Genomic DNA, 13,834 nt, shown 5'->3' on the forward strand with positions numbered 1-13,834 from the left:
ATAATTATTTGCAGTAATTGTACAAAATTAGCTTACATTTGAACAAATCAGACTTTTTTTAGGATTCAGAAGAAGTCAAAAAAGATACTGAATACTGGATTATGCAGAATAATGACTTCAAAGGCAGTTTTTCCTTATTAAATGCGGACCACATCCGGTTGAACAAAAATTGGAATTACCACAATGTAATCAGCCCTTTTTACCGTATTTACCTGATTGATGACGGCGCGGGCTCACTCGGAGACAGTAGTCAGGATTTGATACTGGAAAAAGGTTTTTTGTACCTGGTTCCCAGTTTTACAATTTGTAATCATCATTGCAGCGATTTTCTGAGTCAGTATTATATCCATGTACTGGAAGAAAGTGCAGACGGGAATTCTCTTTTTGCCACCAGCAGAAAGATCCATAAGATAGCTTCCAACGAACAGGACATGGTGATTTTCAAAAGAATTCTCAGCCTCAATCCCGGGCGGGACCTGGGCAAAACGGACAATCCCAAATTGTATGACAAGCAGCCTACACTGGCCGGTTTCCGTCAACGAAATAACCTGATACCATTTGCCGATTATATTGAAACACAGGGGTTAATCCTGCAACTGATGTCAAGGTTTATGAATAGAAATGACTTTCATAATGAAAAGGATACAAAAATTCCATCCAGGATTCTGGAGGCCATTCATTTTATGCAAACCAACCTGCACACCAACATCACCGTCGAACAGCTTGCGGAGCGTGCCAGCCAGCATCCCAATTACTTCTCCCGGCTTTTTCAGCGCTACACATCAGAAAGACCATTGAGCTACTTACAAAAAAAGAGAGTGGAGAGAGCACAGTTTCTGATTGCAACTACATCTCTCCCCCTCTCTGAAATAGCCTCGGAAACAGGTTTTGAAAGTCTTTCTTACTTTTCCCGAATATTCAAAAATGTTACCGGACTCAGTCCGACCCATTATAAGATTAATAATCATATTGTTTAGGGCGATCAGCTGCCCCCCCCCCTTAACCCTTTAACCCTTTAACCCTCAACCGAAACTACTCCCGTTTCCGCTTTACTCCACACTTTCATTTTGTACTGTAATGCAGCGATGGCCAATACTCCGTACGCTATGATCTGAATCCCGAGGTGTTTTACAAATGGCAGCACATTTTGCAGGCTTCCCTGTTCGATCAGCAGGATTTTGTGCGCATTCAAAAACGGAGTTAGCGGAATCAGATTGGCAATAAACTGAACTCCTTCAGGCATGGAAGACAAAGGCCAGCTAAAACCGCCGATCAGGAACGCCGGAGTTGAAAACATCATCAGGATCTGGGTAGCTTTCAGTGCGTCCGGAATCACAACACTAAAGAGTATACCCATAAATGTAATAGCCAGCACAAACATAGATGTTGTAATCACAAAGGGCTGCAGCGACACGGGCATAGGCGCGTGAAATACACCATGCATCACGTAATAGAATCCCAATACACCGATCGTTAACAACCAAATCGGAAGCGCTTTTACAAAAATAGCCAGCACAGAATTACGCGTATAGCTCATCAGCTCTGTCTGAAAAGTTCGGTTTTGTAATTCAGAAGCAAAACTTACGGCAAATGCCAGGAGCAATACCTGTTGTAAAACCACTGCCAAAACTGCCGGCCACATGAAAGTGAAGTAATTTCCGGTTGGGTTAAAAAGGCGGATATAATTCGACTTAAAAGGCTCATACTGCGTTGCCGCCTGAGGAACGCCCTTTTTCATCAACCCCTGTATTTCTATTCCTGCGCTGAAAGTGCCTAATACTGACTGAATTCCCTGAGATGCCATATTAGCGGTAAGCAGATTAGCCGTGTTGATAAAGGTATTTACCTCAGGATACCTTTTCTGTAATACATCTGCTTCAAAACGCTCAGGGATTGTTACCACCAGCACCGCCTGTGAATTCAGCAAGTCTTCCTGTGTGCCTGTGTTTTCTCTTTTGATCTGTTTGATATGCAGCCTTTCGCTGTCTTCAATCATATCTGTCAACTTATTACTCAGTGGTGAATTATCCTGATCAACAACGATCACCGGCAATTCTGTCACCTTTCCTTCTTTGTATACAAATCCGATCAGGACTGCATATATGATCGGAGCGAAGATCATCACGGACAACAACGTACGATTGGCGAAAAACAACCTGAATTCTCTTTGCACTAATTCTTTGAAAGTTTTCATAGTGTAGGTCATGAAAAAGTAAGATTACAAAACCACTGTTGCGTTAGCCAGCAGGCTCTCGGCATATTGCGCGTCCCGTGGCTGTACTTTCAGCTCATACACAGCATCTTCAATCTGGTAATCCGGGTAGGCACTTGTAACATCGGCATAGCGGTTCAGCTGCTTGATATTCTGAATGGTAGCTTTCAACTCACCTTTGGTGTAAGGAATATGTACTGTGAGCTCCTCACCTTTTTTGTAGGCCGCGATACGGCTTTCAGGAACGGTGAAGCGGAAATAGGTAGTTCCCGGCAAATAACCGCTGAAAACAGGATAACCGGCTGTTGCCAATTCCCCCTGGCGCAGTGTGATGGTTTCGATCTGCATAGCGTTGGCCGCGATGATATATCTTTCAGAATAAGCCACTTCCACTTCCTGCAGTACACCTAAGGCCTGGTCGGCCTGTCCTTGCGATGCGGTTTGTGTTTCTGTTCTCACACCTCTCAGCGCTTCTGCAAGCTCGGCATCTACTGCATCCAGCTGCGCGCGTGCTCCCTGAAACTTGGCCACCATTTCATCATAAGCCTGAGGCGTTATCATACTGTCGGCAAACATAGCCTTTGCCCTTGCAAATGACTTTTCAGCAAAATGGTATTGCTCTTTTGTACCTGCTTGTTTGGCTTTTAACTGTTTGATCTGGTTGTCTGTAGCACCGTTTCTCGCCAGTGAGCGTTGCGCTCCGGTAGCTTTCACAGCTCCTTTGGCCTGTGCCAGTTTCGCATTCACTTCAGGAACATCAAGCATAGCCAGAGTATCGCCCTTTTGCACCAAGTCGCCCTCCTGCACATAAATTTTCAAGATCCTTCCGGTAACCTTTGGGGCAAATGCTAAAGTTTCTCTCTTCACCTTTCCTTCAACAGGTTTCTGTGTTTTTTCAGAACAGCCCGAGCCGGCTATTAATAAACTCACTATCAGTGTATATGGCAAAATTGATTTCGTATTCATGTTTTTAAATTTTTTAGTTTGATATTTTATTTCAAAGCTTCTGTGGTAAGGCTCCCTGTTGCTTTCAATAGCTCTATACCGGCCCGTCTTTGGTCAAATACTGCCTGCAGATAATCCAGCGCAGCATTCTGATAATCTGTCTCAGCACCAACGAGATCCGACGTTTTTATTAAACCTGTCTTAAACTCTTTGGAAGCCTGAGTAAGCGCATCAAAAGCCACCTGTTTCTGCTTTTCACGAGCGCTCATCTCTGCCCCGGCTTGTGCCAGCTCTGTTTTTTGCCTGATCAGGTTCAGCTCCAGTTTTTCAACTACTTCTTCCTTTTCAAGACGGGCTTTCTGCAATTCAATTTTAGATTGCTGCACCTCTCTTTTTCCTTTATTTCCATCAAACAAATCCCATTTAAATCCGACACCCACATTGAAATTGGGCACTAGCTCCAGTTTGTTTGTTTTTAAAGTCATCGTATTTCCCGTTGGAAATGGCTCTGTTGCTTTCAGTTGCATGCCAAACAGGTTCAGATAACCAAGCGAAGCAGACGCTTCCACTTTGGGTTTCCACCAACTTTTGGCTGCTTCAATTTTATATTGCTGTCCCAAAATACCTGCGTCAAGTGCAGCCAGCTCCGCCCTGCCTTCTATAGTAGCTGCGGGTTGATTTTGATAGAAAGCATTCAGATCATGATGTATCAATTCCAGTCTTTCTGTTTCTATACCCGTATACTTATGCAGCAAATGGATAAGCAGGGTGCGTTTTCCTTCATACTGCTGACGTTTGGCATCAAGCTGAGCCCTGCTCACATCTATTTTCTTATGTTCAAATTTGGTAATCAGACCGTATTCAAAAGCTTTGTCGGCGATCGCAGCGGTGGCATCCAGTCTTTTACCGCTTTCGGCCAGCACCACTTTAACCTGTTTGAGTAAAGCAAGCTGATCGTATGCTGTGCTTACGTCGGATATAATTTGCTGTCTGTCAGTTTCGAGCAGAGCCTTCTGTGCATTTTGCTTTTGATTCAATGCTCTTTTAAGGGCAGGTACTTTGCCACCGGAGTATAACAGCATTTCCGCTTTTAGTCCACCTGTAACCAGATTGGCGCGATTGGTAAATGACTCGTCCATAGCTGGCAAAGCAATACCGAGTTCCGGTACGGCGTTCACCGGCGCACTCAGATTAACTCCCGAGGCGAGAAATGCGTACTTACCCGACAAGTCCATATGTGGCAGATATGTTTCCGATAATTTTCGCTGATCTATGTGGGTAAGGTCGATGTCCAGTTGCTTCACGGCCAGACCATGATCTTTCTGAAGTGCTGCGGAAACCAGTTCTTCCAGACCGGGTGCGTTTTGGGCAAACACGTCTGTTGCTCCGAGTACTGCCACAAAACCTAACCCCAATTTCATTATCCTTTTCATAATGGTTCGATTTGCATTTTTTGATGATACAAATTTCCCCATACCTGCCCTCAGTTCTTTTGACATAGATCAAAAAGCACCGAAAGAGAGCAAAAAGTGATGTATTGATTAAAGAAGTATTGCGGCAGTAAAACCGCCATTTTAGAAATTTTAAAGAATGGTACTACTAGGAAAGCCGCCGTGCTCTGATCCGGCTAAGTGTTTCCTGGGTTATGCCCAGATAAGAGGCAATAGCGCCCAATGGAGCACGCTGTAAAATAGAGGGCTGAGATTCTTCAAGTTTGATATACCGCTCCTCTGCGCTTAAAAACTGTAGTGCTACAATCCTATCTGAGACCTTTAACAAAAGCTCCCTTAATACATGGTTTTCAATCAATTGCAATTCGGAGTGTTTCTCCCTGAGCCGTGTCATTTCCTGATAGCTCACTGCATATAAAGCGCAGTCTTCGAGCAGTTCCAGATAATAGCGGCTTGCCGAATGACCGAAGAAACTATCTGGAACGGTCACAAACTGCTGTTCGGTATAAAAACCATAGGTAACATCTTTGCCTTGTTTGTTGATATAGTACATGCGAACCAGCCCACTCTGAATATAATATAGCTGATTGACCACCTGTCCTTGTTTGCAAAGGTGATGCTTGCGGGGATGCTGTTGCTGTTTAAACCCGGTCACTATTCCGTTCTCCGCTTCGGCAGAAATGGTCGTGATCAGTTTGAAGTAGGTGAGTAAATCCATAGGTACTTGTTTCTTCTGTAATATGTTCAACTATGAGGACATGTCCAAAAACAGGTGCTGTTACACTCATTCTGACCACAGAATAATATCAATATAATCACAGAAAATACAGATCACTATATCACAAAAGAAAGTATTTACAGGAATCAAATTGCATTATTTGGATTTAATTCAATATTTCATTTGATTGACCTATCTGATATTGAAAGTGTCTCTTGCTACCTAATTGTTATTCCAAAATGAAAAAAACAATACTTGCCGTTTGCCTTTGCATTGCATCGACCGCCGTTTTTGCCCAGAAACCTAAATCTCAGAGAGTCGGTTTGAAAAAGGAATTCGTAGAGGAAATCACTGCACTCGGCTCAAAACCGCAGGTAAAGGCTGCTTTGCAAACCATTCTGGATCTAGAGCCCGAAACCAGAAAAGACCATATACTGCTCACCGAGATTCCCGCGCCTCCGTTTGCTGAAGAAGTCCGTGGAAAACAGTATGGTAAAATGCTTTCTGAGATCGGTGTTGATTCATTATGGACGGATGCTGTCGGGAATGTGATTGCATTGCGGAAAGGCAAGTCGGGCAAAAAGAAAGTAGTGATTGATGCGCACCTGGACACAGTATTTCCTGAGGGGACTGATGTAAAAGTCAGGTATGCGGGGGATACGCTGAAGGCTCCCGGCATCGGAGACGACACGCGCGGACTTGCTATTGTACTTACAGTCTTGAAAGCTTTAAACAAAAATAAAATTCAGACAGAGGCCGATGTATATGTAATTGGTACTGTGGGAGAAGAAGGCCTCGGCGACTTACGCGGTGTGAAGCAGCTCTACAGTAAAGATGGATTGAAGATTGACTCGCACATTGCTGTTGATGGCGGAGGTGTTGGAAGAATCGTAAACGGTGGCGTGGGTTCACTTCGTTACAAAGTTACATTCAAAGGTCCGGGCGGACACTCCTACGGTGCTTTCGGATTGGTGAATCCGCATAACGCGTTGGCAAGAGCAATTCACTACTTTACAGTGGAAGCCGATAAATTCACTAAAACAGGTGAGAAAACTACTTATAATATTGGTGTAATCGGCGGTGGCACTTCGGTGAATGCCATCCCTTTTGAATCCTGGATGGAAGTGGATATGCGCTCAGAGAGTCCTGAAAAGTTGAAACAAATTAATCAGCTTTTGCAAACCGCCATCAAACGCGGCCTTGCTGAAGAGAATGCTATCAAAAGAATGGGCGAAGACCTGACTGTGGATGTAAAAAATGTAGGCGACCGTCCGACGGGCTTTCTGGCTGAAACAGCACCTCTGGTTCAAAGAGCAGCTGCGGTTGCGGACTTTTTTGGCTCGGTACCAATGCTTGGCATGAGTTCTACCAATGCCAATACTCCCTTGTCTCTGGGCATTCCATGTGTAACGATTGGCGGTGGCGGCACGGGCGGTAATGCGCACGCGCTGGACGAATGGTGGTATAACGACAAAGGACATCTGGCAATTCAGAATGCGCTTTTGCTGCTGTTAGCTGAAGCTGGCTTCGCCAAATAAGATCTGAATTATAAGGAGTTATATAAAAGCAAAGGAGACCGCCGGTTAAAGCGATCTCCTTTGTTTGTTTATACCCTAAACTTATTTCGTAGGATGAGGCGCGATCAACTGCACCTGCACTGATCCTCCTCCATCCAAAGCAAGGCCTCTTTTGAAACCATCCGCTCCGCCGGCAGGATCAAACTCATAGATGTATGCCTTTTTGCCAACCGGACTGATACCCGTGTAATATTTGTTGTTGAACACCAACGGCGATCTGACCATACCCACAGGGCTCAAAGGGGTAGTCATAACTGTCACCGCCTTCGTATTTAGATTCAGCTTTACTACCTGCGCTACATCGTTCAACCGGTCACGTACCGAAGTCATTTTATTTTCGTATTGAACCGTACCGAATGCAATCCCGTTTCCAACATAGTTCAATCCCATCAGACAAGCCTGATCACCTACCGGTGTGGTTACATCAAAGAAATAATCCTTATCAAATTCGGCAGCACCTTTTTTGATTCTCACTACGCCCGATTTACCTCCCAAACCAGTCCAGAATTTACCAGCACTTACTACGAAATAGTGATTTCCTTCTTCATCCTTGTCAACAGAATGCAGATAATCGTAACCTACACTTCCGTTTGTCACGTTTGTAGTAATCACTTTCATATTGGTCATAGAAGGATAATCGTATACCAAAGCTTTTACCCCATCAACAACGTACCCCTTGGCTGCCGCGTCGTAGAAGTACCCCCCCATGATAAACTTTCCATTATCAACGAATCCACGTCCCAGGGAAAAGGAAACGTCCGGTTTGGCAGCATCGTAAGGAACTGTTAAAGTACCTTTATCAATAACAGAGAAATCACTCACGCGTATTCTGGCCCATCCTGCCTGACCTTTATTGGGATCCAAAGCACCTAATACAAGCAGCGTATTGTCATCAACTACATTCAAAGACATGAAATAGTTAGGAACGATACCGTCGGTGAGTATGTAAGATTTAGGCGAGATTGTGCCATCAGCTTTCATCTCATATTGAATGAATCTTTTTTCGAGTATATTCATTTGATAAACATATTGCTTATGCCACAAATACCTCGATCCCTGCGCTTCAATCCCCTTCCCTTTTAATGTGAGACTATCCTTATCGTTCATCAAAGAAGGCACAGATGCTATGTATTGATCCGGGCTTTGCAACCATGCTGATATAGCAAAGTGCTGCTCTGAGGGTGCTACTTCTTCAGATTTATTGTCATCATTACTGCAAGAGAGAAGGCCAAAACTGGCAATCCCCACAAGCATCCACAACCTGATTATGTTCTTTTTCATTATTAATTGATTTATTGATTATGTAAAAAGTACCTGATATTCAAACTCATAAAACGCCCTGGCTTTTGCAGTAAATAGTTATCATAAACCTGGCGATCAAAAATATTACGGCATTCCAGACTCACGCTCAACGCATTTTGCAACACACTGTAGGTCACTCCGGCATTGCCAAGAAATTGTGTAGGAATTCTTTTTTTAGTAGACCGGTCGCCCAGGCTTGGCCAGCTAAGAAAAAAGCCCTGGACATAATCGGTGCCTGCATAAAAACTCAGATCGCCGGAAGCTCCGAAAGCGGATGGATATTTGAGCCGGATTTCTCCATTCGCCATCAGCGAAGGCATATTTTTCATTTTGTCGTTGTAGACAATGTTGCGGGCACCTGATGCAGTAAAACGCTGTCTGTTGCGGACATCCTGATAGGTTACTGCTGCGTTGACTTCCAGCCAGTTCTTACGGGCATACCTGACAGACAGGTCGCCTCCCTTACTTCTTAACTTATCAATATTCTCATACCTCGCAGTACCATACAGATCTCCTTCTCCCAACCATATCAGATCACGGGTATCACGGAAGAATAGTCCGAGTTCATAGCTCCATTTATCAGTATCCGTTCGGAATGATTGGGATATGCCTGCATTCACATTGCTACTTTTTTCAGGCCTGAGGCCAGGCGCATTCAGAATCGTATTTCCATTTCCCATCAGCTCCACGCCGTCGGGCATACGTGCAGTACTTTCAAAGGAGAGTTTCACCAGACTTCTCTGATTCAACTGAAACTTAGATCCCAAACCCGCTCCCCAATTGTTGCTTTCTGAGAAATAAGGAATCAGTTCCTTTTGCGCGCCGCCATTGTAATTGTATATGTTCGTACGAGCTGAGTAGCCAAAATTCTTGACAAAAAACAAATTAGTCCAACGCTGGTCTAAAAGAACTGCTTGGTACGACAGCGCCGCGGCATGCCGGTTCAGGTGCTGCGGCTCCCGAAAAGGTATTGCCCATTCGGCTGTTTCGAGAGGGTCATTACCCGTCCTGCGTGTCGTGTTGAAAGAGAAACTTGCTGCGATTGTGTGATGCGGATTAATAACATAGGAGCCGCTGGAGATCAGCATGGCATTACGATCTCGAAACTCATACCGGGATTTCTGAGCACGTATACCGTTCAGTTCTCCCGGTGTCTGCCCTATAATGGTCTGAGCCCAATTGTACTTCCTCGAACTTGTATCGGTGGTCTGCGCTTGCATCCGGTTCATCACACCGTAAATATCCAGACTAAAACCTTTCGCATTCTTTTTGGAATACCTGATAGAGGGAGCCAGAAGCTTTTCTGCATAACGCACCTCACCGTATACAAACGCCATCGTACGGCCGGTCTGCACGCCTTTATCCATGTCAGAACCGATCACTCCGAACATCAGCGCATCTGCCCAGGGCTTACCGGTGATGCCGGCTTCTGCCTTTACATTGACTGCACGAAAATCATCATTAAAGCGTCTGTATTTCTTGCCGGCAATGGGCTTCCCGAATTCATCGGCGACTTCAACAGTAGGCCCCCATACTCTGTAATTATTTTCAGAAGAGCGGTAAGAACTGCTCAACTGAAAAGTGAGCCCGTTTTTTTGACGCCATTTTCCGGAGAGCTCCGCCTTATGCGTCTGAAAAGATCCGATGCTGTAAGACACATCCAGATAGTCGCCCAGATCCTTTCGAGTGATCAGATTCACAGAGCCTCCAAGTGCATCCCCGCTGAGTTCTATGGGCGTTACTCCTTTATAAACCTCAATATGGTCGAGTGAGTTAACAGGAAAGTTTTGAATGCTATAGCCTGTTCCATACGCCTCCATAGGTATACCGTCCACAAAGAATCGCACCGATTTTCCCGATAGACCATGTATAGAATAATTAAACTCCGAACCCATGCCTCCGCTTTCTCTTACTCTTATTCCCGGCATAGCGTCCAAAAGCCTGTTAATTTCCAGGTTCCTTCCCGCGATGCCCTTCAAATCCAGTACATCCACTGCAAAGACCCGTTCTTTTACCTGGCTGATATCTGTTTTACCAAGAACCGTTACCTCACCTAAATTTTTCATATCTGCCTGTAATCTGAAGGTTTCACCCGAAGTAGCATGATTTACACTGATCTCTACGCGCTCGGTTTTAAAACCTACACTACTGATTATCAATGTGAATTTCCCGAAAGAAAGTGGCAAACTGAATGTACCATCAGTATCCGTAATCGTATGTTGCCTACCATCCAGCACTTTTACAGACGCTCCCACAACAGCCTTTTCTGCTTCGTCCAGCACTTTGCCAGTGAAAGAGTGCGTTTGCTGTGCGAATGTTTTCCCTAAACATATAATGCAGAAAGTGAACAACAGGATACTATGTTGGCTCAAACGAATCACGATATAGACAAAAGAATGTTTTCAATTAAAAAAAGCAGCGCCAAACAGATCGCTTTTGTCGAAATCTGCATAGCTCCTGGCTTCACCTGTGATTTAGACTTGCGATTTTTCTTACCAAATCCTTTTCTGTTAAACCAGACAATGAAACCTGTTACCGGCAAAGAAGCGCCGATCAGCGAACAGACAAACGCCAGGATTTTACCAGGCAAACCCAATATGGTTCCAATGTGAATGTCGTAGTTCATTCGGCGAAGCTTTGCTCCCGCAGAAGCCTGTTCAAAGCTTTTATCGAATACCTCAAAGAACTCTAACCGCTTCAAAGTATGCCTGTCGAATGTGTGACGGGCCACATCATAAAACCTGCCCGGTGCGGGATAGGTACGTATGCTGATGGTGGAATGCGCCTGTGTAGAATCCGGAAAAGCGTAATAAAATCCTCCTGATGAAGGATTCTCAGTGATCATTCTTTCCCATACCAGATCCAGCGCCTGATTATAGGAATAATGCTTTCCCTGCTGCGTTGTGTCTGAGCTTACGCGCTTCCACTCCGGTTCGCTTTCACCGCCTGAAGTAACCCAGTACAGCCCTTTGCTATACCACGCGATTCCATAAACCATTCCGGAGAGTGCCAGCGCGAGTGAGACAAGCAATGCATAAAAACCAAGAACGTTGTGGAGATCAAGGTTAATTCTTTTCCAGCCAGCCTTCCATTTGATGTTGAAACTTTTCTGACGAGAAGCCGCATTCCATTTGGCCGGATACCACCAGATCAGCCCGGTAATCAGCAAAATCACAAAGACCAACGTTCCATAATTGACCAATGGCTGCCCGATTTCGTGGGGTAACCATATATGGCGATGACCAACCAAAATCCAATCAAAAAAAGCTGTTTCGCCTTTTTTATAAGTTGTTTTTCCCTGAATATGTCCGTCGTAGGGATTCAGATAAAGTATATACCTTTCAGAATCGGCTTCCGTTCCCACTCCCACTCTCACCGCTGTTCCTTGCTGGTAGTAAGCGTAGGTTGTTTTGCTTTCAGGATACGCGGTTGCAGCTATTGATAACACTTTCGAAGGCTCGACAACTGCCTCATTGCGAACCTCCACCCGCATGGAAGGTTCAAACCAGCGCATGATTTCTTCATTAAAAACCCAGATGGCACCAGTAAGGCATACCACAAACACCACAATGCCTGAAGCCAGACCAAGCCATAAATGCAGCCACTTATTCACTCTTCGCAGAGCTGTTTTTCCGGACTTTTTTGGCGCTGTATTGCGCATCTGCTTAAAATCAGAACTCATGATTTTCTTTCAATTTCACACACACTTATCCTGACAGAAACTAATGGTTTCGTCTCAAAACAAAAATTTATCTGAATTGGATATTTAAAAGGCCAACAGCCCGCTCAGGTATTCTGCACCATGGTATACGAGGCCTTTCTTCACAGTTCCTGTATCTGCATCATAGATGTACAAGGCATTTTCTCCGTTTTCAGCATTGATGGCAATAGCCACTTTCCCGTTTTTTAGTCGTTCCAATGCCCTTCTGGGATATTTACTCAATGGCACATCCAGCTTTTTCAGCGATTTTGATTTAAGATCTGCTTCGTAATAACTGATCACATAGCCTTGCTGATAATCCTTGTATGCCTTCACAAGAGAGCTTTCAAAAACCTGAACAACCACTTTATCACTCCCCGCATAGATCATCCCGCCTGAATGGTTGCCATTCAATTGCGCACTCAGATTCAAAAAATAGCTTTTATCGAAATCCGTTTCCCCCTTTCTGATCCGAACAATACCAGATGGCAGAGATTCATTACCACCCCAGTAATTGGAATTGGAGGAAACAATATAAAGATCACCATGCTCCGTAAAAGCATGGGAAGACACTACGCTATAGCCGAGGCAAGCCGTATTCTCAGTGGATATGGTCTTTTCATACGTCATATCCTGTGCATTAAAAATAGCCAAATTCGCCTTGCCGTAAGCATGATTCTGCTCATCAGCGTGAATGTACGGCACCAGCACTTTTCCTTCCTTCACGATATACATGCTGGGTGAAGCCACGCTCCCTTTCGTAACCGGAAGCTTTATCTTCCCGCTGACCACCTCTGTCATATCAGAAGTATTGATAATCTGATAAGCAAAAAGACTGTCGCTTACCTGCCGTGGAGCTGTGCTCACCAAAAGGCGATCCTGATCCAGAAAAGCCGATATTGGACCTCCTAAAAGGCCTGTATTAGGGACGGAGCCTTTCTCTTCCAGACTATTGTCAGCTCTTACCGCATAACGGGTGAGCTTCTCTTTCGAATTTAAATAAACGAAACCATCTTTTCCCGCAACCAATACGCTATTAGGAACTTGGGGAATAGGTCTTGCATTACTGATATCCGCCACACCGCTTTCCGGAGTGCGAACTACCTGAAATGGATATGCTGACTGAGCAGGCAAACTCAACGACAAAATATATTGCCCTTCATGATCATGCGACGTATTATCCGTTTTACTTTGCCCGCAGGAATTCATGAGCAAGGCCACCAAAAAACAGGGAAGTAAAAAATTCTTTCGCATCAGATTTCTAAAACTTCAAGTGCTTTTTGCTGTAACGGAAGCGGCAGATCGAAAATCCTGTCTTCTTCCACAACCACGAGTTCATCAGACTTAAAATGATATTGAAAGGCGACATAACGCGTATCCTTTCTTGCTTTTAAAAGTATAGACTTGTTTTGATGGCTATCGTTAACACAGCTCAGGTTCAACCTCATGTCAATATCTTCTTTCGAAGTATTGTGAATACGCACATTTCCGCAGAATACCAGATTAGCGCTATTGGAAACCACGCCGGGCACAACCCGCGCTGCCGCTTGCGGAGGCAGGTTCAGCTGAAGGCCATTGGCATCAAAAGCCTCATAGTGCTGAGATACATTGCGCACTACGTAGTCCTGTGTCACGATTTTCCAACCAATACCACCCAGTGTCACCAGTACCATGCATGCCGCGGCCAGATATGTTGACCACGGATTGAAGGAACGAACTAATCCTTGCCGGATATAGAACGATACATTCTGCCACGATTCGGATAGTAGCCGTTTTTCATCCGCAACAGGTTTCCGAAGCCAAAGCTCTACACGGGCTTTTTCCTCAGGTGTGCATGTTCCGGCAAAATATCTATCCAGTAAATCCTCGTCCATGTTCAGGTTTGTATAATAACCAGTAACCTGAACAGACATTTAGTCCTAGTGAGAA

The 13,834-nt window shown here is 44.6% G+C and carries 11 protein-coding genes; 2 read left to right on the forward strand and 9 right to left on the reverse strand.

The window, feature by feature from the left end:
* The first annotated feature begins 101 nt into the window (after positions 1-101).
* Positions 102-977 (forward strand): helix-turn-helix domain-containing protein, encoded by an 876-nt coding sequence (locus DSL64_RS01330; RefSeq protein ID WP_115828833.1) that lies wholly within the window; start codon positions 102-104, stop codon positions 975-977.
* A gap of 38 nt (positions 978-1,015) precedes the next feature.
* Here DSL64_RS01330 and DSL64_RS01335 read toward each other — a convergent pair whose 3' ends face one another.
* From DSL64_RS01335 to DSL64_RS01350, 4 genes are all read right to left on the reverse strand, one after another.
* The gene (locus DSL64_RS01335; protein ID WP_115828834.1) at positions 1,016-2,194 is read right to left on the reverse strand and encodes an ABC transporter permease; all 1,179 of its coding nucleotides are present in this window, start codon (positions 2,192-2,194) and stop codon (positions 1,016-1,018) included.
* A gap of 24 nt (positions 2,195-2,218) precedes the next feature.
* Complete coding sequence (locus DSL64_RS01340; protein ID WP_115828835.1) at positions 2,219-3,178, reverse strand: HlyD family secretion protein; 960 nt, start codon at positions 3,176-3,178, stop codon at positions 2,219-2,221.
* Between the two features lie 26 nt (positions 3,179-3,204).
* The gene (locus DSL64_RS01345) at positions 3,205-4,590 is read right to left on the reverse strand and encodes a TolC family protein (RefSeq protein ID WP_115829137.1); all 1,386 of its coding nucleotides are present in this window, start codon (positions 4,588-4,590) and stop codon (positions 3,205-3,207) included.
* A 166-nt stretch (positions 4,591-4,756) separates the two neighbouring features.
* A complete protein-coding gene (locus tag DSL64_RS01350; protein WP_115828836.1) occupies positions 4,757-5,326 on the reverse strand; it encodes a Crp/Fnr family transcriptional regulator in 570 nt (189 codons plus the stop codon).
* 239 nt (positions 5,327-5,565) lie between these two features.
* On the opposite strand from DSL64_RS01350, the gene DSL64_RS01355 reads away from it, so the two are divergent.
* Complete coding sequence (locus tag DSL64_RS01355) at positions 5,566-6,864, forward strand: M20/M25/M40 family metallo-hydrolase (RefSeq protein ID WP_115828837.1); 1,299 nt, start codon at positions 5,566-5,568, stop codon at positions 6,862-6,864.
* A gap of 81 nt (positions 6,865-6,945) precedes the next feature.
* Here DSL64_RS01355 and DSL64_RS01360 read toward each other — a convergent pair whose 3' ends face one another.
* The 5 genes from DSL64_RS01360 to DSL64_RS01380 form a co-directional block, all read right to left on the reverse strand.
* On the reverse strand, positions 6,946-8,184 hold the full coding sequence (locus DSL64_RS01360; protein ID WP_115828838.1) for a DUF4374 domain-containing protein: 1,239 nt from the start codon (positions 8,182-8,184) through the stop codon (positions 6,946-6,948).
* A gap of 11 nt (positions 8,185-8,195) precedes the next feature.
* Positions 8,196-10,577, reverse strand: coding sequence for a TonB-dependent receptor (locus DSL64_RS01365; protein WP_147300312.1), 2,382 nt, complete (start codon positions 10,575-10,577; stop codon positions 8,196-8,198).
* A 5-nt stretch (positions 10,578-10,582) separates the two neighbouring features.
* Positions 10,583-11,887 carry a PepSY-associated TM helix domain-containing protein gene (locus tag DSL64_RS01370; protein WP_199539312.1) on the reverse strand — a complete coding sequence of 435 codons (1,305 nt, stop codon included), beginning with the start codon at positions 11,885-11,887 and terminating at the stop codon, positions 10,583-10,585.
* Positions 11,888-11,971: 84 nt separating this feature from the next.
* Positions 11,972-13,159, reverse strand: coding sequence for a DUF4374 domain-containing protein (locus tag DSL64_RS01375; protein WP_115828840.1), 1,188 nt, complete (start codon positions 13,157-13,159; stop codon positions 11,972-11,974).
* Positions 13,159-13,818: a hypothetical protein gene (locus DSL64_RS01380; protein WP_115828841.1), complete on the reverse strand. Its 660-nt coding sequence runs from the start codon at positions 13,816-13,818 to the stop codon at positions 13,159-13,161. The genes DSL64_RS01375 and DSL64_RS01380 overlap by 1 nt, the downstream gene beginning before the upstream one ends.
* Between the last annotated feature and the right edge of the window lie 16 nt (positions 13,819-13,834).

The organism is Dyadobacter luteus (assembly GCF_003383615.1).
GTDB lineage: Bacteria > Bacteroidota > Bacteroidia > Cytophagales > Spirosomataceae > Dyadobacter > Dyadobacter luteus.